At 46.2% G+C, this 23657-nt stretch carries 21 protein-coding genes and 2 pseudogenes; 12 read left to right on the top strand and 11 right to left on the bottom strand.

What is annotated here, in order from left to right; translation table 11 throughout:
- Positions 1 to 35 precede the first annotated feature (35 nt).
- The 3 genes from KI215_RS15975 (at position 36) to KI215_RS09455 (ending at position 1298) form a co-directional block, all read left to right on the top strand.
- On the top strand, positions 36 to 245 hold the full coding sequence (locus KI215_RS15975; RefSeq protein WP_246512072.1) for a VOC family protein: 210 nt from the start codon (positions 36 to 38) through the stop codon (positions 243 to 245).
- Between the two features lie 5 nt (positions 246 to 250).
- Positions 251 to 505, top strand: coding sequence for a VOC family protein (locus tag KI215_RS15970; protein ID WP_246512071.1), 255 nt, complete (start codon positions 251 to 253; stop codon positions 503 to 505).
- Positions 506 to 614: 109 nt separating this feature from the next.
- Positions 615 to 1298, top strand: a complete 684-nt coding sequence (locus KI215_RS09455) for a cupin domain-containing protein (RefSeq protein ID WP_212772508.1) — start codon at positions 615 to 617, stop codon at positions 1296 to 1298.
- A 191-nt stretch (positions 1299 to 1489) separates the two neighbouring features.
- On the opposite strand, the gene KI215_RS09450 is transcribed toward KI215_RS09455, so the two are convergent.
- The 4 genes from KI215_RS09450 to KI215_RS09435 form a co-directional block, all read right to left on the bottom strand.
- Positions 1490 to 1792, bottom strand: coding sequence for a hypothetical protein (locus tag KI215_RS09450; protein WP_212772507.1), 303 nt, complete (start codon positions 1790 to 1792; stop codon positions 1490 to 1492).
- Positions 1793 to 2189: 397 nt separating this feature from the next.
- Positions 2190 to 2939: a YheC/YheD family protein gene (locus KI215_RS09445; protein ID WP_212772506.1), complete on the bottom strand. Its 750-nt coding sequence runs from the start codon at positions 2937 to 2939 to the stop codon at positions 2190 to 2192.
- Positions 2940 to 3147: 208 nt separating this feature from the next.
- Complete coding sequence (locus KI215_RS09440) at positions 3148 to 4059, bottom strand: phosphatidylinositol-specific phospholipase C/glycerophosphodiester phosphodiesterase family protein (RefSeq protein ID WP_212772505.1); 912 nt, start codon at positions 4057 to 4059, stop codon at positions 3148 to 3150.
- A gap of 269 nt (positions 4060 to 4328) precedes the next feature.
- Complete coding sequence (locus tag KI215_RS09435; protein WP_212772504.1) at positions 4329 to 5753, bottom strand: amidase; 1425 nt, start codon at positions 5751 to 5753, stop codon at positions 4329 to 4331.
- A gap of 426 nt (positions 5754 to 6179) precedes the next feature.
- Here KI215_RS09435 and KI215_RS09430 point away from each other — a divergent pair, with 426 nt between their 5' ends.
- Positions 6180 to 7808: a peptide ABC transporter substrate-binding protein gene (locus KI215_RS09430; protein WP_212772503.1), complete on the top strand. Its 1629-nt coding sequence runs from the start codon at positions 6180 to 6182 to the stop codon at positions 7806 to 7808.
- A 139-nt stretch (positions 7809 to 7947) separates the two neighbouring features.
- Here the strand turns inward: KI215_RS09430 and KI215_RS09425 are convergent, their stop codons facing one another.
- Positions 7948 to 8211: a hypothetical protein gene (locus tag KI215_RS09425; RefSeq protein WP_212772502.1), complete on the bottom strand. Its 264-nt coding sequence runs from the start codon at positions 8209 to 8211 to the stop codon at positions 7948 to 7950.
- A gap of 257 nt (positions 8212 to 8468) precedes the next feature.
- Between KI215_RS09425 and KI215_RS09420 the strand changes: the two genes are divergently transcribed.
- Positions 8469 to 8975 (top strand): GNAT family N-acetyltransferase, encoded by a 507-nt coding sequence (locus KI215_RS09420; protein WP_212772501.1) that lies wholly within the window; start codon positions 8469 to 8471, stop codon positions 8973 to 8975.
- Between the two features lie 51 nt (positions 8976 to 9026).
- Here KI215_RS09420 and KI215_RS16345 read toward each other — a convergent pair whose 3' ends face one another.
- From KI215_RS16345 to KI215_RS09405, 4 genes are all read right to left on the bottom strand, one after another.
- A complete protein-coding gene (locus KI215_RS16345) occupies positions 9027 to 9428 on the bottom strand; it encodes a sensor histidine kinase (protein ID WP_420830106.1) in 402 nt (133 codons plus the stop codon).
- A 146-nt stretch (positions 9429 to 9574) separates the two neighbouring features.
- Positions 9575 to 9811, bottom strand: a complete 237-nt coding sequence (locus tag KI215_RS16340; RefSeq protein ID WP_420830104.1) for a histidine kinase dimerization/phospho-acceptor domain-containing protein — start codon at positions 9809 to 9811, stop codon at positions 9575 to 9577.
- A 305-nt stretch (positions 9812 to 10116) separates the two neighbouring features.
- Positions 10117 to 11148 carry an NADP-dependent oxidoreductase gene (locus KI215_RS09410; protein WP_212772500.1) on the bottom strand — a complete coding sequence of 344 codons (1032 nt, stop codon included), beginning with the start codon at positions 11146 to 11148 and terminating at the stop codon, positions 10117 to 10119.
- A 406-nt stretch (positions 11149 to 11554) separates the two neighbouring features.
- Positions 11555 to 12958 carry a peptide MFS transporter gene (locus KI215_RS09405; protein WP_212772499.1) on the bottom strand — a complete coding sequence of 468 codons (1404 nt, stop codon included), beginning with the start codon at positions 12956 to 12958 and terminating at the stop codon, positions 11555 to 11557.
- A 756-nt stretch (positions 12959 to 13714) separates the two neighbouring features.
- Between KI215_RS09405 and glcT the strand changes: the two genes are divergently transcribed.
- From glcT to KI215_RS15965, 3 genes and pseudogenes are all read left to right on the top strand, one after another.
- Complete coding sequence (glcT, locus tag KI215_RS09400; protein WP_212772498.1) at positions 13715 to 14557, top strand: glucose PTS transporter transcription antiterminator GlcT; 843 nt, start codon at positions 13715 to 13717, stop codon at positions 14555 to 14557.
- A 199-nt stretch (positions 14558 to 14756) separates the two neighbouring features.
- Complete coding sequence (gene ptsG / locus KI215_RS09395; RefSeq protein WP_212775143.1) at positions 14757 to 16724, top strand: glucose-specific PTS transporter subunit IIBC; 1968 nt, start codon at positions 14757 to 14759, stop codon at positions 16722 to 16724.
- 218 nt (positions 16725 to 16942) lie between these two features.
- Positions 16943 to 17212: pseudogene (locus KI215_RS15965) on the top strand (transposase); the annotation flags it as partial.
- A 177-nt stretch (positions 17213 to 17389) separates the two neighbouring features.
- On the opposite strand, the gene KI215_RS09385 reads toward KI215_RS15965, so the two are convergent.
- Complete coding sequence (locus KI215_RS09385; RefSeq protein ID WP_212772496.1) at positions 17390 to 18733, bottom strand: YheC/YheD family endospore coat-associated protein; 1344 nt, start codon at positions 18731 to 18733, stop codon at positions 17390 to 17392.
- 189 nt (positions 18734 to 18922) lie between these two features.
- A pseudogene (locus tag KI215_RS15960) lies at positions 18923 to 19731 on the bottom strand (transposase); the annotation flags it as partial.
- 185 nt (positions 19732 to 19916) lie between these two features.
- On the opposite strand from KI215_RS15960, the gene KI215_RS09370 reads away from it, so the two are divergent.
- From KI215_RS09370 to KI215_RS09360, 4 genes are all read left to right on the top strand, one after another.
- Complete coding sequence (locus KI215_RS09370; RefSeq protein ID WP_212772493.1) at positions 19917 to 21026, top strand: KamA family radical SAM protein; 1110 nt, start codon at positions 19917 to 19919, stop codon at positions 21024 to 21026.
- Between the two features lie 770 nt (positions 21027 to 21796).
- Positions 21797 to 22024 carry a hypothetical protein gene (locus tag KI215_RS09365; RefSeq protein ID WP_212772492.1) on the top strand — a complete coding sequence of 76 codons (228 nt, stop codon included), beginning with the start codon at positions 21797 to 21799 and terminating at the stop codon, positions 22022 to 22024.
- Entirely contained in the window at positions 22021 to 22350 is a 330-nt protein-coding gene (locus KI215_RS16335; protein WP_420830103.1) for a YheC/YheD family protein, read from the top strand. Before KI215_RS09365 ends, KI215_RS16335 begins: the two co-directional genes overlap by 4 nt.
- A gap of 215 nt (positions 22351 to 22565) precedes the next feature.
- The gene (locus KI215_RS09360; protein ID WP_212772491.1) at positions 22566 to 23576 is read left to right on the top strand and encodes an ATP-grasp domain-containing protein; all 1011 of its coding nucleotides are present in this window, start codon (positions 22566 to 22568) and stop codon (positions 23574 to 23576) included.
- Positions 23577 to 23657: the final 81 nt, after the last annotated feature.

Here is a 23657-nt window from a genome sequence, read left to right as displayed (position 1 = left end):
ATAGGAGTAAGTTCAAACAAGGTGGAGGGGTAATTTTGATTAAAGGTTTATATGAAGTTCATTTCCAAGTGGACGATTTGGAACGATCCATCAAATTCTATAAAAAATTGGGGCTTTCTTTGGCTTGGAAAAATGAATATGTAGCTTTTTTGTGGATTGAACCGGAAAAAAGCTGGTTGGGACTGTGGCAAAAACCTAACGGTGATCATGTGTTTGCCAAACATATTGCGTTCCGCGTGGATTAGAGGAGATGGCAAGTGCGATAAATTGGCTGAAGGAACGGGGTATTCAGCCACAAAGTGACGGGACGTTTAAGCCGGTCGAGCCCATCGTTCGTCCCTACCAAAGAAATGCGTTCGTTTACTTCAGGGATCCGGACGGCCACAATTTGGAACTGATTTGCATTGTTCCTGATGACGTACCGGCTGATTTGCCCCGCATGTATTGGAGCGAGTGGGAAAAACTCGCGTTGAAAAAAAGAGATAAGAGGGATTTTCCCACTTGAAGCTGTTGATTTTCTTGTTTGTCAACAGCTCAAGACTCGACATAAACAAGTCAATGGAAATGGCAGGGGAAAATGATAGTGGGAAATAGGATTATACAAAGGATGAAAATTGCTTACCATTTATATTTCAGACAACTGTTTTCTGTGGTCAAGTGTTAAGCGCCTTGTCAATAATTTACTCTTCATACCAGAGGTGAGAAATATGAGAAGCCTTTGTCTTTCTACTCCGTCGCCTGTTTACAAAAACGAACTACTTCGGTCCAGTAAAGGGAAAAACACCAGCCTGTACGAAATCATCTTCCCGCATCACCAAGGATTGGGAGCACACATTCACACTTCCGGCGAGGATTGTGCCTTGGTGTTGTCCGGAAACTTGACCTATTTTGTGGGCAATCGTGAAACAATCAAAGCCGAGCCGGGCAGCGTCGTATTCGGCTGGCAAAATGTCTTGCATGGGTACCTGAACAAAGAAAAAGAGCCGGTACACCTGCTTGTTTTTGTCACCCCCAGTAAAATCGGATTGGCCTATCCCGATGATGAAGACCCAGTCGTGCGAAAAGTTCCCGTGGAACACCGCAAAGTTCACGCCGAAGAAGAGGTAAACGTTTCGTCCGAATATTCATCGTTTCAGACCATACTTGTTCATGGTCGATATGAAGAACCGGAGGAACTGGACACATTCAAAGTCTTCATTGATTGGAAGAAGAAGCAACTCTTTATTTTTGATGGAGAAAAAGTTGAATTGACAACCGATGAGCCTGTTCGTCTGCTCAAATATGTAGCGAAGAGTTAAGTGGGATCCGCTCACTCGGGCAGGTAATCAAGGAAAGCTCACTTGACAAGGAGCTTATCAAGGGGAAACGAAGAAGTTCATCCGCCGTCTGGCGGTACCGGTTTGTTACCGCCTTAGTGAAGGGATACAGCAACGATTCGTAAGTAAATGTCCAAATGGCATTCATTTTGCTAATCGTTGCCGTATCCCTATTATGCTAAACTCAGGTATCCATTCATGTCCTTCGGGTTCTCTTCAGCCTCTTCTACCCCGATCCCGCCGTCTGCGTCTGGGCCTACAATACCAAACCCAGACAGACTTGTCCAATTACCCCATCGATCTTGTACCCAACGACAAACGGATACTCTACGACACCTACGCCATTGATTAATACCTGGATCATAATAATCAAAAGAGTTGGGATCAAGATTATAGGAGTGTACATCATATGGATCATAATAATGATCATAATAATCTAAATTATAAAATTGATTCAAACCTAATGTGTCTTTCATTTACACTCCCTTTCATTTTATTTTTTTTTGCTCCCGCCCGATACTATATGCAGTATTAGTCATGAGTGAAAGGGAGATTAGCCTAAAATTAAGGTATGCACTATATGGTTAACGGATCGGGTGCTGGTCTACCTCTACCCCTTTGAATCAATTCATCGACTGTCGTGACGCCACAACCGAATGGGCTACGATCACGGAGCACCCTTGGTGGTGAAATAGGCGATAGGTATAGGAGCGAAGTGGCTAGTATACTCTTTTTGTTCTCCCTTAAAGGGGGTGATACCAGCGAAGCTGTCAACGGGAACGATTGGCGGGAAGTGAGTAAATCCAGGTCGTCTGTTTTTATAGCGAGATAGAGCCATCCGGTTGTTCCGAATTTGATTACATGGGATTAGGGTCATCCCGTCGTCTGTGTTTGTTTTCGCAAACGTAAGAGGTGAAGAAATAAAGAATAGTTTAATTGTTTAAACATACGGAGGCTGGGTCTGATGTTCACCTCATAAATCCATAATTTTCCTTCTCGGTCAATTCCAATATCCACTCCGAATTCGGAATAGGAGGGATATCGGTTACTGATCAGTTGCACGGCACGGGTTGCTAAGTGGGTCAACTCTGCTACTTTCTGTTTTACTTCGGTGGCCGTGTATGATAAATGCGATTTCAGCAATTCATCGAGATAAATGGGTTTGCCACCGCTACTCCGATTGGTGACAACGTTTTTGATGGAAGCGATACGTGCTGCCATGCCTGCCGTTTGCCATACATGTCCCAGACGAACGAGATGAACACGAATGTCTACCATTTTTCCTGAAGGGGTTTGGCTGATAATGCCTTGTTGAATAAGGTATGGGCGTTTCATTTTGATGTGTTGGATAGAACGGTTTAAAGCAGTCAGATTCTTACAGCTATTTTCCTTTTTGGTGTCACGCGAGCGAAGGAGATAGTGGCCGTTTGGTAGCTTGTCGATCCGCATTGCGCCCTTCCCTTGGCAGGAGTTGTCCGGCTTCAGATAGAGAATGGAATATTGATTGAGCATAGTACGTAGGTTTTGTATGGAATAGGGGAGGGTTGTAGGAAGAGAAAAGGCGACTCGTTTGTCTTTTTGTAATATAGCCCAATTATTCAGTTTACTTATTACACTTCCCACCGAGATTCCTCCCATCCTTTTTTGTCAATGGGCCAATTTTCAATTCATTAACCCCCTGTTCTTATTTTTGCTCCATCTTATGTCACGGATCATGTGGCGTTTCGTTTTTCGTGTGAATCCATTCCCCTGATGTTATGGGATACAGATAAAAACCCAGCGTTATACCGCTGGGTTTACCCTTGACCGGCGGCTTACTGTATGATGATGGTTATTTCGCCGCCTTGCTCCGCTTGTCGGCAGATTCCCATGTAATATAGGGCTTCGACGGTTGCGGATCGTATTGTTGTAAATAATGTTGCAGTCCAGAAAGATCATCGCTGTTGATAAAATCCACATTGGCCTTCATCAGCTCATGCCAGACCGCTTCCCGTTGTGAAGAGGGCATGTCCGGTGTGGCCCAGAAGCGTACCCGCTGACCGTTGGCGTGTGCGGTGGAAACGATGGATTGCAGCTTTTGACGTTCCTCTTCCGGCATGGGACCATTACCCATCCATGTAAAATGACGTTGCCAGTTGTCACTGATGACGGGCATGAATTGTGGCGATACACCGGAACCGAGATCACTCATGCGCCCATCCATGGCCGCATAGCGGACCGGCTGGGTTTCCATTAAGGTACGCGGGCGGTTGCCGGAAATGATCACCGTGACGGCGCCTGTTTTTACTTTATCACCTGTGAATTTGGTCAGTATGTCCTGGTATTGACGCAGCTGTTCGTGCAATACGCGATACGTGGACTCACCGTCGGTTTTGATATCGATCCAGAGGAAGAAATCGTGAGGGTATTTGGGATAGACCGATCCGCCGTTTTGTTGGATGATTTTCTTCAGAGGGTCGAGATAAAGGGACTTCAACGTTCGTTCAGGGCGCAGCTCACTCCAATCATGCCCGACGAGAAGTTCGCCGTCAACAAGAAAAACGTCAGCTTCCACACTGGTGAACCCATGGTCCAAGGCATCGTAGAGCGGGCGTGCGTGCCAGTAATCATTGTGGGCGTGTGCCCTGGCCAGAGGTAATACGAATTGATCGCTGGTAGACGCACCGGAATCAGCATGGGCCACAACAGGTACATTTACCAACAGAAGTACAGCCAATACAGTGCATACCCATCGGAACATCATCGAAGTACCCCCATCCACAGAATGGATATTTACGGTCACCATGTTAGGTGATAGATGTGAATGAAGGGTTAACACGTTATTGATATTTTGCTGAGCTGTCGCCGGAGTGCATCGTGATCAAACTGTAAGATGCTGAAACATATATACGACCGTCCACGGTGCACCCAATGTAGGGCTTATCCTCATCAAACAGCCCCAGTATCCATAGTATTCTCACAGCCTGGAATGACCTGCATTTCGCTGCTGGAACGGGTCTCTTTTTTCTGATTCTAGTTCACGTCATATTTCAAAGTGGGTATGGAAACTTCCTGTTCGAATGCATAAGCGAAGCGATAAAGATTTGCTTCATCAAAAGGTCTGCCGATGATCTGCATTCCAATGGGTAATCCCGCTTCCGAAAAGCCGCAGGGAATCGAAATGCTTGGAAAACCTGTAAAATTACTTGGGCTTGTCAAACGAAGGAGAGCATCACGTACGTGTTCGCAATTCCCTTTGATATACACTTCTCTCTGGTTTATGTCAGGTGGCAAAATCGGCAGAGTTGGGGTTACCAGCACATCAACATTTTCTAAGATTTTTAGAAACTCCCGTTGAGCAAAATGTTTGATCTGTTGGGATTGGACGTATTCATATGCCTTGATATCTTCCCCCAGTAGGAGACGTTCCCGCACTTCTATATCATATAGTTCTGAATATATTAGAAGTGTTTCTCTATGTACTGCATATGATTCGCTCCGAATGGTAATTTGTTGTACGAGAGAAATCTTTTGCATGTCGGGAAGGTCGACCATACGGATTTCAGCTCCCAACCCTTCAAACACTTCTAATGCTTTTCGAATCTTGCTTTCAACCTCAGGTTCCAGATTCTCGAAAAAGAAGGAGGAAGGAACCCCGATCACACTTCCCTTAATCCCTTTCCATATCACACGGGTAAAATCTTCTTCTTCCTTTCTAACCGAATAGGGATCCCTTTCGTCATGGCCTGCCAATACATTTAACAAGACCGCATTATCGAACACAGTTCGGGTCATGGGACCCACATGATCAAGCGTATAACTGAGTGGGTACACCCCGTATTTGCTTACCCGTCCAAACGTTGGCTTCATGCCAACAATGCCGCAGCAGGCTGACGGTATCCGGATTGATCCTCCAGTATCTGTACCCAATGCTGCGTAACAAAGGCCAGCGGACACTGCTGCACCCGATCCACTACTCGAGCCACCAGACATTTTTGTCAGGTCATGCGGATTTTTTACCGCACCAAAATAAGATCGATCACCTGTTGGACCATATGCAAATTGATGAGTATTCAGCTTTCCAATGATGACGGCACCCGCTCGCTTCATATTCTCTACAACTGCGGCATCATAATCCGGAACAAAATCTTTATAGATTTGAGACCCCATGGTAGTTTTGATGTTTGTTGTGCAGATTAAATCTTTGAGACCAATGGGGATTCCATGAAGCGGACCCCTCCAATTTCCTGTTACAATCTCTGTTTCTGCCTGTGAAGCGGATTCCAACGCTTCTTCATACAAAACGGTAATAAAAGCATTCAGTTTCGGATTGACTGCTTCAATCCGCTTCAGGAGATGTCGGGTTACTTCCAGCGGGGAAATTTCTTTGGTTCGGATACCATTTGATAATGTTTTCAAGTCCCATTTCAAAAACTCATCTTTGTATTTTTGGGCCATTTCTGTTCACCGTCCCCGATCCTTTTTGTTTTAACTAAAAAAGAGATTCTGAAGTGCCCAATTGATTTCCTGGTTCTCTCCATTTCATCGTGCTATTTCTATTTCCTTCTACCAAGAAAATATTTACATGGCAACATCATTACCATATGTTGTTCAACTGAAATATTTTTTACAGGGGAATCCTAATTTCTTGCAGTTTAATGTCTGTGGGACATTGGGAACAGCATTGCCCTTAATGTTATCTTTTAATTTTTCGACAAAAAAACATCGTTTGTTCTTAAGGGCGATCAGCTATATTTAATACTGGAATGCTCTTAAGCAATAAAGTAGAAAAGGAGGGGTGTGGCCATAGAGGGATAGGATGCCCGTTAATTGTATTTTATAGCTTATTTTGATATTAAAAACGCGGTGCGAGGAAGTTGCATCATGAAAAAAGGGGTATCATTACTTGTCATTTTCTGCTTGAGTCTGGCGGCGGCGGGATGCAGTTGGGTACCCGAAACGTTGAATGGCGTTGAAGCGGCGGAAGAGGGACAGGTGTTGAATATGGTGGAAAACACGGAGCCTGTGAATCTGGACACCGCCAAATATATCGACGAAAGTTCTGCCAAAATCATCACCAATGTGATGGAAGGATTAATGCGGCTGGATGCAGACAACCGTCCCCAACCCGCAATAGCGGCTGATTTTCCCGAAATCAGTCCCGATCGAAAGACCTATATCTTTCATTTGAGAGAGGCGTACTGGAGCGACGGGGAGCCAGTGACGGCCTATGACTTTGAGTATGCATGGAAACGGGCACTTGATCCAAAGACCAAAAACGAGTATGCCTATATATTCTATCCTATATTGAATGCCGAAGAATATCACACGGGTAAAGCGAAAGCCGAGAGTGTCGGCGTACAAGCAATAGACGAACACACCTTGAAGGTACGTTTGAAGAGTCCCACTCCGTATTTTCTCAGCTTGCTGTCATTTATCAGTTACATGCCGCAGAGGAAAGACGTGGTAGAAAAGTATGGAGACCAGTATGCCCGGGACGCGGACAAAATGGTGTACAACGGACCTTTTGTGCTGTCGAAATGGGAACATGAACAAGGTTATCAGTTCGCAAAAAATGTGGAGTATTGGGATAAGGACAATGTGCGGCTGAGCCGGGTCAATGTGAAGATCGTCCCACAATCCGACAAGGCGATTCGTTTGTATATGTCTGATCAAGTGGATGTGGTCCCGCTGAGAAACAAACTTGTGGATGTGTTCCAACCTTCGAAAGAATTTGTTTCAACGACCAGTGGCACCGTCAATTTTTTGAGGTTCAACGTGCAAAATGAGTTTTTGTCGAACCGAAATATTCGGAAGGCCATCACACTGGTACTTGACCGAGAAGAACTAACTCATGACGTGTTAAAGATCGGAACTCCTGCATATGCAATGGTTCCACCGACCATTCACGGATATGAGGGGTTTTTTCGTGAGCTTGCGGATCGTCAACAGGGCAAATTGGTTTATTATGATGTGAATGCGGCGAAGGAAGCGCTGCAAAAAGGGATGGCGGAATTGGGCATGGATAAACTGCCCGTGTTGAAATTGCTCGTCTACGAAGATGACAGAAAAATAGTGGCGTTGTATGTGCAGGAACAATTGGAAAAGTACCTGGGTATCCCCGTAGAAATCTCAGTAGAACCAGCCAAGAAAAAAGCGAAATTGGAAATGAACAGGAAGTTTGATATGAGTATTTTCCGATGGACGGCGGACTATGACGATCCCATAACATTCCTGGATTTGTGGGAAACGAAAAACGGCCTGAATTTCGGTAGATGGACCAATCCCCGTTTCGACCGGATTATCGAGCAGTCGAGAGATATGACGGATTATCAACTGCGCAACAAAAGCCTGATCGAGGCTGAAAAGCTGTTGCTTCAGGATTATGCTGCTGCACCTCTGTACTATGAGAACAATGTCTTTTTTATGCAAAAGAGTTATGTGAAAAACATGGTACACCATCCAGTAGGGGCGGCGTATTCATTGAAATGGGTGGAAATCCGCAAGAAATAGAATCTGTAACAGTAAAGGGGAGAGCTTTCATCGCTCTCCCCATTTCTTTGTTTCAATACAAGGATTTTCTGGAGGGATGAGTCCACTGACACTTTCTAACATACCAACTACTGAAGGGCTGGGTTTTCCCGCTCTCTCTTTATAATGTGTTCGCCTCCACATCCAGCAGCCTGTTATTCATTACTTCCATTTTTTTACCCAGGTGTCTGATATCTGCTGACAGGCTCATTGCTACATCATGAATCTGTTTTTCGATCAGGTTCACACGTGCAATGGTTTCCTGTTGAAGTTTCTTTACTTCTGTCAGGTCATGATCCATTTTGTCTAATCCGCTGTCTACCTTGTCCAACCTTTGATTAACCGCCTTCAACTCATCCAAAATCTGCTTCAGGGTGTCTTCCAATATGCACCCTCCCGTAATCGTATTCGTGAGCTCCGGTACTTCCTCACCGCTAAGCGCTGCCTGCCATTACTATATCATCTTCCCCCCATTTTGTGGTAAAGGAATCGCAAATGAATCTGTGGCTGCAGTTCGGACTTCTTGCTCCGGCAGCTGCCGTAGGACAGGGAAGTGATCTTGGGGGTGGGCTCTGGCATCGGAAGAAACTTGGCGATAAAATGGATTCTGCTCAGCTGAAACAACAGGAAAGGAGATCCGCCATGATTGACAATATCGTGATCCGGGACGCCACCATCGATGATTTGCCGGCCATCGTCGACATTTACAATTCCACGGTGAGCGTACGAATGGCCACGGCAGACACCGAACCGGTCACTGTGCAAAGCAAGGAACAATGGTTTTACGAACATTCCCCACACTTCAGGCCGCTTTGGGTTGCGGAATATAAAGGGAAAATACTCGGCTGGTTGAGTTTTCAATCGTTTTACGGCAGGCCGGCCTACCATGCTACCGCCGAAGTGAGCATCTACATTCATCCGGAAAGCAGAAAAAAGGGATTGGGCACTCATTTGCTGGAAAAGGCGATCGCGGAGTGTCCGCGGCTGAAAATCAAGACATTGCTCGGTTTCATCTTCGGGCACAATGAACCCAGCCTGAAGCTGTTTAAACGGTTCGGATTTGAAAAATGGGGCCACCTCCCATCTGTCGCCGAACTGGACGGAATCGAACGGGATTTAGTGATTGTCGGGAAAAGAGTGACTCCTTAATATCCTAATTTCATACTAGGTAATATCGTTGCTCTGATTACATATTCCCGGTCAGGTGACCCGGCCGGGTTCTTCCCGATTGGTTGTCTCTCTCTGTTGATGGTCTGCGGGCAGAAAGACCGAAAAACGGGCTCCTTCTCCTGGTTTGCTCTCTACCTGTACCCTGCCACCGTGAATCTCCACAATTGATTTCGTGATGGCGAGGCCAAGTCCTGCTCCGCCGGATTTCCGTGTGCGAGAGGTATCTATCCGATAAAAGCGTTCAAATAGATGAGGCAGATGCTCTTCAGGTATTCCGGGGCCGTTATCCTGTACACTGAGCATGACGCCTGCAGGTTTCCGATCCAAAGAAACATGGATCGTACCATCATTTGGGTCGGTGAGCTGTACGGCATTTTGGAACAGATTCAAGATGACTTGTTTGATTCGATCCCGATCGAAAGTGGTTCGCACATCGGCTTGAACGGAAAAATGGACGCACCTCTTCCCTGCTAGCAGGCGAAGTTGCGATCCAGTCGGGCCAGAAGCAAAAGGTCTCGAACCAGCTTCGTCAGTTTCTCCGATTCGTTATACATGCTGACCAACGCTTTTTGAAGCTGTTAGGGTTGTGAGGTTACATTCCCACGAAGCAACACTTCCAAAAAACCGCGAATGGAAGTCAATGGCGTTCGAAGTTCATGTGAAGCGTCCGCGATAAAGCGGCGCATTTGCTCTTTTGCTTCTTTTTCTGCGGTAAACGCAGATTCCAATCGTTCCAGCATCCCGTTAAAAGAGACTGCCAGTCGGTCGATTTCCATTTGGCCTTGGTGGGAAATCCAGCTGACCGACGCGCTCAACGCGATCAGTCGAACTCAACCGATTGTGGGGTTGGAGTTTGAGGGAAAACGATATGATGTGGGTGACAAATTGGGTTATATCCAGGCCATGATTGAATTCTCCCTCAAACGAAAGGATTTGAAAGACGACGTGATGATGTATCTTCAGACGTTATGGCATGACATAGCCGGTTGCCACAAGGGATAGGAGGCACTCTCCGGGAACCCTTTCCCCGACTGTTTCCTCATATAGTGAACTGGCTCATGGGGATTGGGTTCCCGGGTTTCACCATTTGTCAGTTACGCTCTAATCAGCCCATGTACGTTTATGCAGATGACTTCGTGGGTTCGGCCACTTTCACCAGCTGTTTACCCAAGTTTTCTCCGGTAAACAGGCCCAAGAATGCTTTAACGGTATTTTCGAAACCTTCCACGATATGTTCCGTGTATTTCAGTTGCCCGTTCCTCAGCCACTGCGCCAACTGCCGGGTCCCTTCTTCGAAGCGATCCGCATAGTCCGTCACGATAAACCCTTTCATCAATGCACTGGTAATCAGCAATTGAGGTTGAATGCGCGGGCCGATGTCCGGTTTCTCCAAATTGTACAGAGAGATTTGTCCGCACAAGGGAATGCGGGCACCGTGATTGAGAAGCGAAATGACCGCGTCCGAAATTTCGCCGCCCACATTGTCAAAATAAATGTCAACACCGTTTGGACACGCTTCGGCCAATGCCTTTTTCAAATTTGGTGTGGTTCGATAGTTGATCGCTGCATCCAAATCCAGCTCGTCCAACAGATATCGAATCTTCGTATCAGAACCGGCAATGCCCACCACCCGACAGCCTTTGATCTTGGCGATTTGTGCCGCAACTGTGCCAACTGCCCCGGCCGCACCTGAAACGACGACGGTCTCTCCGGGTTGCGGTCTCCCGATCTCCAGCATGCCGAAATATGCGGTGAGACCTGGCATTCCCAATACACCGAGAGCGGTGGAAATCGGAGCGAGGTCCGGATTCAACTTTCTCACTTGATTGCTCTTGACAGCGGCATATTTCTGCCAACCGTAGTGAGCAAGCACGATGTCTCCTTCTTTCAGATCCGCTGCTCGCGACTGCACCACTTCACCCACCACCCCGCCGGTGACGACTTCGTTGAGCGGATAAGGTGGCACATACGATTTTCGATCGCTCATTCTGCCCCGCATATAGGGATCGACGGACAAGTACAAGGTACGAACGAGAACTTCTCCCTCTCCCGGCTGAGGAATTGGCCCTTCAACCAGCTGAAAATGTTCCTCATTCGGCATGCCCTTGGGTCTTTTTACCAACAGGATTTGTTGATTGGTTTCCGTGGCCATACGGATTCGCCTCCGTTTTTATAAGTGTGACAAGTCGAACAATAATGGATTCTCGATGAAAAGTCAACGTGGCATATTGATGGCAAAAAGGGCTATGTTATGATAGGATTAAGATATTAAGCGTACCCAGGAACGGAGACGCACGGATAGCGGGATAATATATAATGAAAAAAACAGGGTTGCCTGCATGCGCACTACTCCAAAATAGCGTATATGGATCAAACACTGCAAGATTACGGAATTTTTAAATAAGATGAACCTTTGATTGAGTTCTTGTACATGCAAAATCAACCACAAATCCTGCTGTTTACAAATTCGGAAACAGAGGAGGAAGATAAAAAGCACCGCCGATGCGGTGCTGAGATTAATAACAAACCCCTGGCTCTTTTCGCAAGAATGGTTGGATCTAATCCATCATTTTAACCAATTTCTTGGAAATGAGCAGCAGGATGAAACCAAAGAAGATCGCCATTATCCCTATCAAGCCAAACACTTCTAAGTACCCTAACGTTTGAGTGAATGCAGCTAATTGACCACTTAAAATATTGGCAATGCCGGTACTAGCCAACCATACACCCATTAGAAGTGACGCCAGTTTGGCCGGAGCGATCCGGCTCACCATGGATAATCCTACAGGTGACAAGAACAACTCGCCAAGCGTGTGGAACAGGTAGGTAACAACGATGAATAATAAGTGAGCTTTATGCTCAATATGATGTTCATCGCTACCTGTTTGCAGTACGGCCAATACCAAAACCATATAACCTAAGCCGAGAAGGATCATACCCAGTCCCATTTTGGTAGGAATGGCCAGATCTCCCCATTTTGTATTGGCTAGCTTGACCCACAGCATAGAAATAATCGGTGCCATTAGGATGATAAATAACGGATTGACGGATTGGAACCAGGAGATCGGGACTTCCCAACCAAAGACCTGTCTATCGATAAAATATTGCGTATAGAGAGTGAGTGAGGTTCCTGCTTGTTCAAAACCGGCCCAGAAGAAAACAACGAAGACAGCCAAGATGAGAATTGCTGCTGTTCTTCTCTTTTCTTGTTTGGTCAACGGTGCTTTTGGTTGAATACCCTCTTTTTTCAATGGTGTCTTGTTGCTGGTCGGTTTCTTTCCAATATCGCCAAGATAACGGTTCGCTAAAGCGTTAAATGCGACTTGACCGAGAATCATCCCGATGGAAGCGGCCAAAAATCCATATTTGAAACCGTAATGAACCAGCCCGTTTACCGTCGTTTTAAAGAAATCTTCCGCCAGGTAGCCACAGACCAGCGGTGCGAATAGTGCCCCGAGGTTAATGCCCATATAGAAAATGGTAAAAGCGGAATCCCTTCTTTTATCATTTTTATCATATAAATCACCGACAAGAGTGGAGATATTTGGTTTAAAGAAGCCGTTTCCGAGGATCAGTAAAGCCAGTCCCAGATATAAGCCCCATCTGCTTTGCTCGGCAAACAAAACAAAGTTTCCGAGCGCCATGGTAATCCCGCCGATGGTAATGGCAAGCCTTCTGCCGATAAATCGGTCGGTTAGATATCCTCCCACTAATGGTGTGAAATAGCAAGCTCCTGTATAAAATCCATAGATAGATGCGGCCAAACCTTCTTCAAAACCAAGACCGCCGCTGATCAACGCGGTGGTTAAGTATAAGGTTAGGATTGCTCTCATCCCATAGTAACTGAATCTTTCCCACATCTCTGTAAAGAAGAGCAGGTATAAACCCGGCGGATGTTTCTGTTTAGGCAGTTGTACGGGCCCTTTTTTTGGCTGATGTCCGACTTTTAGTGTTGCTTTCAATTTTATACCTCCTTATAGACGGGAAGATGATGCGGAAGCTCCCTTTTTGTAATCAAACCTTAGTTTCGCCTGATTTAGTTTTTGATTTTATATTAATACATAAATTTGGGTCAACAGAAGTATATCGGAAATAACGATTTTATTATTATCGTTCTCATTTGTTCATTAATAATATAGAGATTATACTATAATTGATTTTGAATGATTAATTTTTGGATAATATTCTTCAGCCGTAAACCCATCCTAGTGGAAGTAAAGGTGCATAGCGAGATTGTTCCCACTGATGATGTGGGGTATAAACGATCTATGTAATAGAAGTATCCGATCCATCTGTGTTGAATTCTTTCCCAAACCCTATCGTTAGTGAATCAATTGCCCATGGTCAACATTCGAAATCGGGAATTGAAGATTTGACAATGGTATCGTATGACCGTCATCCGCACCCCCACCTGGTCATTTATCCCAATTTTAGCATTAGACGGATGAAATTTGAACCTTGATGACCCGGATGGAGGAATTGTTTCTATTTCGGGGCAAATATCTAAATATTATCAAAAATAACATTTGTGTATAATAGACATAGCACAATAAAAAGAGATGATTGACAGGCTGTTTGTCGTTCCCTACAATTAGTGTCCGACACGGATATTCCTGACATGTAACATGAATGGGAAGTTTCACCTGTGACACGTGTTTTCAAAATCGGGTAAGATAAAATCAGTGTCGAAAAGCGGCAGGAAAGGGATTGGATGGGCCGTGAAGGACGCATTTATCATCAAAAAAACCTTGAACAACAACGTGGTCATCGCAACACATCCTTCGTATGACGAAGTGGTGTTGATCGGGAAAGGGATCGGGTTCCGCAAAAATCCGGGGGATGTGATTGAGCGGGAAGCTGTGGAGAAATGCTTCACCCTGATCGACAAAAAGGAACAAGAGCAGTACAAAGAGTTGGTTTCCCAAGTGGACGAGCGTCTGATCGAATTAATGAATGACGCCGTCCGGTTGATTCAGAAGCGTTTTCAAACGCCGCTTTCCGAACACATCCACGTCGCGCTGACCGACCACGTCGGTTTTGCGTTGAAACGGTTGGAGCAGGGTTTGGAGTTCAACAATCCCTTTCTCATCGAAACCCAGGCATTGTATGAAAAGGAGTTTGAGGTGGCCGAGGAAATTGTGGACATGATCAGTAATCGCTTGGGTGTAGAATTGCCTGCCAGTGAAACCGGTTTTATCGCACTTCACATTCACAGTGCAGTAACACGGCGCCACTTGGCGGAAATCAGACAGCACTCGCGGTTGATCATGAAATTGATCAGCATTGTCGAATCCTCCCTCAATATCCGCATCGATCGAAAAAGCCTTGATTACTTGCGCATGATCACGCATTTGCGTTATGCTATCGAACGGACGATGCGAGGAGAGGATGTCAGTATTCCCGAAGGCTTTGAAGAACTGTTGCAAACGCAATACCCGGTGTGTTATAATCTGGCTTGGAAATTGGCCAAGGTGATGGAACGTACATTAAATCGTCCCGTTCACCCGGCTGAAATCAGCTATTTGACGTTGCATCTGCAGAGATTGACGCACAAAAACTAAAGCGTGTGGGCCTTATTTTCACGTGTTACTGATTCGATCAGGCATGAGTGAAAAAAGGCTGTAATTTCGTTTGCAAGTAAAAGGACTCTCCTTTTGCAAACGGTTACAGTGCCTTTTTTTGCTCATGCCTTTCATTTTGCCTTAAAAAGATGCAACAAACGGCCCATCAAAACCCATACTGATACGGGAGGGATACATGATGTTTAAGCAGGCGTTTGGGAAACTGCAACGTGTCGGTCGAGCGCTGATGCTTCCCGTCGCAATTTTGCCCGCGGCCGGGTTGCTGTTGGGGCTCGGGAACAAAAATGTGTTGAACATCCCGATCATGGAGCATGCGGGCGGCATCATCTTTGAAAACCTGGCTCTGCTGTTCGCTGTCGGGGTGGCGATTGGTCTGGCCAACAGCGAAGGAACCGCCGGTTTGGCTGCGGTGATCGGTTACCTTATCATGAACGTCACCATGGGGGAAATGGCCAAGGCATTCGGCGGTCATAACGTGGAAACAGTGAAGGTATTGGGAATCGACACCCTGCAGACAGGTGTGTTCGGTGGGATTATCATCGGTATGTTGGCGGCATATTTATATAACCGCTTTCATGACATTGAACTGCCGCCGTTCCTCGGATTTTTCGGCGGAAAGCGGTTTGTGCCGATTGTGACGGCCGTCTCGTCGTTCCTGCTCGGCGTGGCCTTCTTCTACATCTGGCCCCCGATCCAGCACGGAATCGACGTGGTGTCCCATGTCGTCACCACGCAAAATACAGCCTTGGCGGCATTCATTTTCGGTGTGATTGAACGTTCCTTGATTCCATTCGGATTGCATCATATCTTCTACGCTCCGTTCTGGTTTGAATTCGGTAGTTTCAAAACCGCAACCGGTCAAATCGTTCACGGAGACGTACAGCGTTTCTTTGCGGGTGACCCGACAGCGGGAACGTTTATGTCCGGGAAATTCCCGTTCATGATGTTCGGTCTGCCGGCAGCTGCGTTGGCGATCTACCACGAAGCGCGGCCGGAGAAGAAAAAAGTGGTCGGCGGGATCATGCTGTCTGCTGCGCTGACCTCGTTCCTGACAGGGATCACGGAGCCGATCGAGTTCTCGTTCTTGTTCGTGGCGCCGGCTCTGTACGTGGTTCACTGTCTGTTCGCCGGTATTTCCTTCATGCTGATGGACATTCTGGGCGTGAAGGCCGGAATGACATTCTCCGGTGGGTTTATCGACTACCTGTTGTACTGGAATCTGGACACTAAACCGTGGTTGATCATCCCGGTGGGATTGGTGTTTGCGGTTGTATACTACTTCGGGTTCCGCTTTGCCATCCGCAAATGGAACCTCAAAACGCCGGGGCGTGAAGATGAAGATGAAGCTGGAGAAGGAAGCAATGCTTCGGCCCGGGGTGGCGCCGAATTGGCCCAAGGTGTGCTGGAGGCGCTGGGTGACAAAGAGAACATCACTCACCTGGATGCTTGTATCACCCGGTTGCGTGTCTCCGTGGCTGATCCGCAGAAAGTGGACCAAAATCGGCTGAAAAAACTGGGTGCCTCCGGTGTATTGGTGATGGGGAACCATTTGCAAGTGATCTTTGGTCCCCGTTCTGAGTTGATCAAGGAACAGATGAAGCAAATCATGGCCGGCAAAAAACCGTCGGAAATCAAAGCGGAAAAAGAGGAAAAGGAAATTTCACAAGGACAGTCCGAAACTTCCGTGACTACGGGAGATGAGTCCTTCGTCGCTCCGATGACCGGTAAGCTGATGCCGATCACCGAAGTGCCGGATCAGGTATTCTCCCAAAAAATGATGGGGGACGGATTTGCGATTGAACCGACGGAAGGTGTCGTGGTATCTCCGGTTGAAGGGGAAATCGTCAACGTCTTCCCGACCAAACACGCCATCGGTATCCGTTCCGTGGGTGGTCACGAAATCCTGATTCACGTCGGGATTGACACTGTCAACCTGCAAGGGAAAGGCTTTGAAAGCTTCATCTCCGAAGGGGACAAAGTGAAACCGGGACAAAAACTGCTGGAAGTGGATCTGGACTATATCAAAGAAAACGCCACTTCCATCATCACCCCGATCGTTTTCACCAACTTGCAGGAAGGTCAATCGGTCAACCTGAACAAAACAGAAGTCCAATACGGTGAAGAAGACATCGTGACGGTGAAGTAATACGATATCTCACAACCAAACGGGAGCCGCATTCCTGGGGTGGAATCAGCTTGAGACTGCTGACAAAGGTAGTTGGTCAGCAGTCTTTTTTTGTCAAAATAAGAAAACCCACTCTCATCGCCGAAGAAGTGCGGGTACGTGGCATATTACTGGTACGTGGGACTTTCCTTGACGGACAAGTGCCGCACGCCACCACATTCAGCCAGAACCGACGCATATGTCCGGGAAAATACGAACTGACTTACCGAACCACCAACCTCCAAGGATACCGGGAGTACAAATCAGATCCACAAACAGGTCGGGATTGCCTGTTTTTATCCGGTGCACACGTTCGAAGAACCATGTGAAAACCATCACCTGCCACGTATGGGAAAATACTAAGGAGTGGGTTCGTCAAAACCGGCAAGCGAGCGAGGAAAAGCGCTCTACAAGCGAAGAAAAGAGACGATCGAGCGGAGTTTCACGGATGCAAGGAACTGCACGGACTTAATCCCTCCTTACAACAGTGTTTCAAAACAATCAAGAAAATGGCCCTGCTCCTCTAGAAAAAGGGGTAAGGGGCCCGAAGGTTTATCCGAAGCTTCTTTTCCCACTTGAAAACAGTGGCATTCGTAGGAGAGAAACTAATTCGGCTTTTTTTATGTTTTCATCCATGAATTTTTGATTCAAAATTTGGTGAGGTATTTAGCATATTCCAGGGGGTTTAGGAAGGCATTTCGAATCGTATTTTTGTCATGGGATTTATACAGAGTGTCTTTTGCTGGCTTGGAATTGGACTCTATGAAATAAACGTTACCTTTGTTGTCCAAACCAAAATCAATCCCCATTTCACCAAAGGGACCATAAACATTTTCGATACAGCGGTACGTTTGAAAAAGGAATTTCTCTATACGCTCTTTAACATCAGAAGAAAAATGATATCCATAATTTTCAAGGAACTCATCTAATCGCTGAACGTTGGATCCACTTCGGGAACTGGTGACCGGAGATCCTTCAATCCCAATACGCACGGCAATGGAATTAATGACCAGATCATCTGATCCATTTCTCTGAACGGTTGCGCGCATGTCTACGTTTCTGTTATTGATTTTAAATAAATCGATTCCTTGTTGCATAATGATTTTATCCACACCAAAAAATTGTTCAATCACGGAGTGAATATCATCGAGTTTATCGAGTGTACCTGTTTGCAATTCTTCTCTAAAACAACTAAAATTATAGTGGGAATCTTTTGTGAGCCGCATAACCCTGCGACCCATGCTACCAATGGCTGACTTTAAATATATAGTGGAATGCTTCTTCAACATTTTCTCAAGTTCATGGAAATCATAAAGTTTGGTTTCAGGAAGATATGGCTTCATTTCATTGCACTGGATCAACTTCTCATGTAGATCCCATTTGTCAAAATAATGCTGAGCGTTAATTTTTGAAATAGGAAATTGACTTAATTGCTGACGTGCGATTACATGTTTTTCCTTTTGTGTGGCCCTTCCAGATCCACGATCATACAACACATCGGGGAAAGGATAGGTCCTCCTTTCCCATTGACCTCTCCGTACGTTGAAACTGGTTCCCGAAATGGTTTTCTTTTTAAAACTAATGTCCTTGATAGAAAAATAAAACAACACGGTTTTTGCGTCACGATTGGCTTTTTCTAGTTCTATTGATCGAAAGGAGGGGCGTTGTTCTTTTAAATACCGAATATATCCAATGGATGTGAACACACCGACCAGCGGCCCAAACCATAAAGTATCATTTTCAACTTTTAAATTGCACTTTATTCTCGGATAAAGCCCACATTTCTTTAAAATATCTCTTGTTAACAGGACGGTGTTTTGAGTGTTATTTTGAAAAAAGTGTACCTTCTTTTTCCGTTGACCGATTTTTAGTTTGGATATAGATGGATATTGATGGAATAATTCTTTAGGGAGAGAAACTGAGTTGTTTCGATAAGTAGAGTTTCCTTTCAAGGTGCCTATTGAAACCACATGTTTCGGGTCATTTGTCATAAAAATTCCTTCTTTCGGTCACATTTTGTATTTTATTTTACGTAATCACCTTGTTATTTGCTTGGACAGCTGCTGATTTTACGGAGCGTGACGGATCAAGTCCAAATTGTGTGTAAAATTCCTCGGTCTAAAAAGATCAGCGCTTAACCGATTCGTGATTCTTTGGAATGTGAATGAGGCTTTTCGTTGTCATTTACACCACTGTAGATACTCGGTCATATTCAGATACTTTCTGCCTCTGGCCACTTGTCCATCTCCATCAACAAGGTGTTCAAAAGTCGAACAGTCGAGCACGGTTTGGTTAGATCCGGTTGACCCGTTCACGACGGCCGAATCTCTTCGTTCATTTTAGTTCCAAGCATTACAGAACTCTATTCAAATGTAGGCGAGCGGTTTCCGGATCCGGAGCATCCAGCAGGTTGCACAGGAAATGTGCCTGACAGCGTTGCCAGGTGACACCCTGAAAATGCTGGCGAATGGCCCAAATCAACAGACATGGTGGTCAGAAACGACCAAGTCCAACCCACGCAAGTCACAGGTTTTCAACCAGCTGAAAAACTCACTCCAGCTGGCTTCGATTCACTGTCCCCCAGCATGAAACCGAGGACCTCCGGTAGGCTTCTTCAACACACCGATGGCGATGAGAACACCATGTACACGCTCACGTCCCTCTTCCCGTCTCTTTAGCACCATCACATGCACCCAATGATGAAGGAATAAAGCTCGTCCTACCGAGCGCTCCAGACAAACACCACTGGATCCAGTTGCTTGTATAGATCTGACACTGTGGACTTGGAAAACTCCGTTCCGCACAACTCCTCCGTGATCCGTACCACCTTCCGGGTCGCCACGTCGTTGACCACCATCTCCATCAAGGCCAAGACCAACCCTTGTTCCTCTACTGGTACTAAGCAAACAGCTTCGTCGGGAACTTGCCATCCTGGATCAACATTTAGCGTGATGGTTCCCACCCGGGTGGTGAGTTGGTAGGGGTAGGTGATTTTAAGGGGTACTTGAGAGGCCAAACAGATCTCTGTCGCTGAATGTGGCTTTTTGCGTAGGTATAATTAGAACCAACTCATTTCAAAAAGAGAAGTACTTTAAAAGGAGGGGAATGAACAGTTCCAAGATGGAGGTCATATACTGAAATGCTTTTGTAATCTCAGCAAAAGGAGGGTGTTGTATGCCACGCTACATCACTGATATTCGCAAGATTGGATCAATTCCGGAGGATAAGCGTGAAAAACTGAGAGCGATAACGGAAAAATTCGTGTTTCGAATCAATGACTACTATCTCTCCCTAATTGATTGGGAGGATCCCGACAATGATCCGATCTATAAATTGATCATCCCCAATGAACGGGAATTAGACGAATACGGCAAATGGGATGCATCCGACGAACACGCCAACTACGTCGTACCGGGCTGCCAACATAAATATGGGACCACGGCACTTCTCCTGGTATCGGAAGTATGCGGAGCTTATTGTCGTTTCTGTTTCCGCAAACGCCTGTTTCGCAACGATGTGCATGAAACCTCCATGGAAGTGAGCAAAGGCGTGGAGTATATCGCCAATCATCCGGAGATCAACAACGTGTTGTTAACAGGCGGAGATTCGTTGATTTTAGCGACCGGGAAAATCAGGCAGATTCTGAAAATGCTCCGTGCAATTCCCCATGTCAAGATCATTCGCTTCGGCACCAAGTTGCCCGCGTTCAATCCGATGCGCATCTACGAAGATGAGGAGCTGCTCCAAACCTTGTCCGAGTATTCCAGGCCTGATACGAGAATCTACATTATGGCCCATTTCAACCACCCGCGGGAATTAACCGACGAAGCGTACCGAGCCATTGACGCTTTACAACGTGCCGGGGTCGTTTTGGTCAATCAGACACCGGTTCTACGCGGAATCAACAACGATCCGGAGGTGCTGGCGGAACTTTTGGACAAACTCTCGTGGGCCGGCGTCACGCCTTACTATTTCTTCCAAAACCGCCCTGTCGCCGGCAACGCCAGTTTCGTTTTGTCTCTCAAAGAGGCCTATGAAGTGATTGAAAAGGCGAAAGCCCGTACTTCCGGTCTGGGCAAACGGATTCGCTACGTGATGAGCCACTCTTCGGGCAAGATCGAAATTCTGGGGGTCGATCAGAGGAAAATATACCTAAAGTACCATCAGGCCCGTCATCCCGATTACTACGGTCACTTCATGGTGTTGGACTGTCCCGACCGGGCCGCCTGGTTTGACGATCTGCCGGGTGCCCAAGCCGTGCTGGAAGCCCAGAAGTCGAGGTGACCGTTTAATTGAAAATAAATATGCGGATCCCTGATGTCACTCTCTCTTTACGGCCGTGTACCAAAACATCAAGAAAATGGCCCTTAAGAACAGAGGGCCTGGTAACCAACCGGATTCTTGCAACCTTGGACAGCTTTTTCGATCGTTCTTCGAAACCAAACAAACCCAGCGGCCCCATTATAAAGAGCGAGCGGGAAAACCAGCCCTTCAGGGTTGGGATGAAAGCGAGCGTCGGATGAGGGAGGGCTTCAGCCCTCTCGCAAGTCCGACAGAATTATGGTACAATCAAGTCGAGAAGTGCGAAAACATTTAAAACTAGTATGTGAGCGAAACTCGTAAAACGAAAATCACCAGGCTTGGACGAAACCATCGTGAATGGATATGGGTTTCCACGCCAGATGAAGCGAGAAGCCCACGGCCCCAAAGGGAGTGCCTCTGGTGCTTCAGCCGTGTGGGGCAAGTCACGTTTGGTTCGCTGGATTTGTCAGCAACCTCATACTGCACCCCCTAAAGCGAACACAGGTTTTTTCTGTGTTCGCTTTAGGGGGTGCAGTCGTTTTACCTCTAGCTATGGGGACACTCATCTCTTCTGGATTTCACTATGAGCCTCCTTCATTATCCTTTACTCCCCAAGCAAAAAACATTCCTGTAGCCGCTTTTTCTTCGGCAGGATATCACATGCCGTTCCCATTTATTATTCTGTCACCATGCACATAATCTATAAACCTTCATATCATATCAGTAGATTATTAAAGAGGATGGCTCGTATTATGGCGATTCAGCGAAGGCTAACAGGAAAAATGAAGGTAAACACCGTTTTATCAAAAGATCTCTCCACATATTCCCAAAACGGAATGGCTCTCCGAAAAGAGCTTGGGGGCCATACTTCAACACTACGAGACGGTTTATGTAAAACCAAACAGTGGTCGCAAAAATCGGTATTTATCGGGTTCGAAAAATCACTCTACGCAGTGCGAGATTCAATCCAGTTTGAATGAAGCGGTTAAGATCGTCTTGCTTTTTCAGTTATTTAACCGAGCAAATCAAGAGAGGTTGCGAATATATTGTGCAACAAGGTACTGAGATGGCTCAACTGGAAGTCCGCTCTTATGATATTCGGATATTAATGCACAAACCACTAGACCGTTGGCAACTCGGATGGGTGGTGCGCTGGTCCAAACGAGAAATGATTGAAACGAACATACATCGAGGGGGAGAGAGGCAAACACGGGTCACGGGTTTCGGCAGATGTTTTAAAGCTGTAAGTATACCCAAGTATAAGAGGGTGATGAACACCCACAGGTTTATCAGACAAGGTTCCTAACCAGCTCGTCTTTTTACCCAAGGAGGTTAATTTAAATGGATACCAGGTCGATTCAGACAAATTCGGTTCTGACGCTAAAGGAAATTTACGGGCCAGGGCGCATATTTAATCCACGTACTTCATTTCAACCATTGAGATGGGTTCAGGTAGACTATGACCTCGCTCACTTAGATTTTTATACCGGACGCGAATTGGTAGTTGCTGGAGATATGCCGGTGCTGTGCAGTCAAGCGGTTGCGACCGATGTCGTCATAAAGCTGCTGAAGGAAGCGGGACTGGAAATGGCTTCCGAACGATATGTCTACTCGACTGCTGAAGAATACAGGGAAATGCTAAGAAAGTTAAGTAAACGGAATGAGAAAATCGTACTTCAGTACCTCCATCCACCCGGTGAACTGAATGAAAAAAGTTACTGGATTCAACCTGATTTACTGGCTTATCTCAACAATAAGGCAAGTATCGATCAATTGGTGCCGGAAGAAAATCGCCCCTTTCGCTCTGTTATAAAACCCAGTGAAATCCCACACCAGTTACCGATTGTGATCAAAGTTGCTTCGGACGAACCCGCCGCCGGAGGTGATGGTGTCGTCATCTGCCGGACAGAAGAGGACTTGAGGTACGCTTGCCAGATGTTTAAAGACGCGGAGTCTGTTGTTGTGGAAGAGTTCCTTCCGATTGTGAGAAATTACTGCGTTCAGTTTGTCGTAACAGCAAAAGGGGAGATCCTCTACATCGGATCATCAGAACAGGTAGTTAATGAGCGGGGGCGTTATATGGGGAACTGGTTTGACCGTAGAGAGGTACCAGAAGAAGTGATTTTAACGGGACGGAAGATCATAGAAAGGGCCAAAATGTTGGGATATGTCGGCGTTGCTGGGTTTGATATCGTCATCACACAGGAAGGACACTGTTATGTGCTGGATTTAAACTTCCGTTTGAACAGTTCCAGTGTGGTACTGCTTCTTCGGGATCAGATTGAAGAAGTCTACGGAGCCAAAGGAATGCATTTACGTTCCTGGAAAATACAATGTGATTTTGATCGTATGATCCGCGTGGTACGCCAAAAAATGGAGAAAGGACGTCTAATTCCGCTATCTATTTACGATCCCAAGGCAAGTCCCTATCGGGATGCTCAGGGTTATCTTTCCGGACTGCTTCTCGGTGACAGCCGGGAAGACGTCGATCACTTGAATGAACAATTGATCTTGGAGGGAATCGGGTATTAGAAGGATGGTTACGGATCATCCTCGTATGCTTCGATTTGGACTGAAGAAGAAAGGAAACAGAGCTATAAACCAGTACCGCAT

Source organism: Polycladomyces abyssicola (assembly GCF_018326425.1).
Lineage (GTDB): Bacteria > Bacillota > Bacilli > Thermoactinomycetales > JIR-001 > Polycladomyces > Polycladomyces abyssicola.
This window is presented reverse-complemented; position numbering and strand designations above follow the sequence as displayed.

Bases quoted from the DNA above. Each gene is read 5' to 3' on its own strand.
- KI215_RS15970 (WP_246512071.1), top strand. From the start codon at position 251: ATGGCAAGTGCGATAAATTGGCTGAAGGAACGGGGTATTCAGCCACAA.
- KI215_RS09450 (WP_212772507.1), bottom strand. From the start codon at position 1,792: ATGAAAGACACATTAGGTTTGAATCAATTTTATAATTTAGATTATTAT.
- KI215_RS09440 (WP_212772505.1), bottom strand. From the start codon at position 4,059: ATGATGTTCCGATGGGTATGCACTGTATTGGCTGTACTTCTGTTGGTA.
- KI215_RS09435 (WP_212772504.1), bottom strand. From the start codon at position 5,753: ATGGCCCAAAAATACAAAGATGAGTTTTTGAAATGGGACTTGAAAACA.
- KI215_RS09430 (WP_212772503.1), top strand. From the start codon at position 6,180: ATGAAAAAAGGGGTATCATTACTTGTCATTTTCTGCTTGAGTCTGGCG.
- KI215_RS09420 (WP_212772501.1), top strand. From the start codon at position 8,469: ATGATTGACAATATCGTGATCCGGGACGCCACCATCGATGATTTGCCG.
- KI215_RS09410 (WP_212772500.1), bottom strand. From the start codon at position 11,148: ATGGCCACGGAAACCAATCAACAAATCCTGTTGGTAAAAAGACCCAAG.
- ptsG (WP_212775143.1), top strand. From the start codon at position 14,757: ATGTTTAAGCAGGCGTTTGGGAAACTGCAACGTGTCGGTCGAGCGCTG.
- KI215_RS09385 (WP_212772496.1), bottom strand. From the start codon at position 18,733: ATGACAAATGACCCGAAACATGTGGTTTCAATAGGCACCTTGAAAGGA.
- KI215_RS09370 (WP_212772493.1), top strand. From the start codon at position 19,917: ATGCCACGCTACATCACTGATATTCGCAAGATTGGATCAATTCCGGAG.
- KI215_RS09365 (WP_212772492.1), top strand. From the start codon at position 21,797: ATGGCGATTCAGCGAAGGCTAACAGGAAAAATGAAGGTAAACACCGTT.
- KI215_RS16335 (WP_420830103.1), top strand. From the start codon at position 22,021: ATGAAGCGGTTAAGATCGTCTTGCTTTTTCAGTTATTTAACCGAGCAA.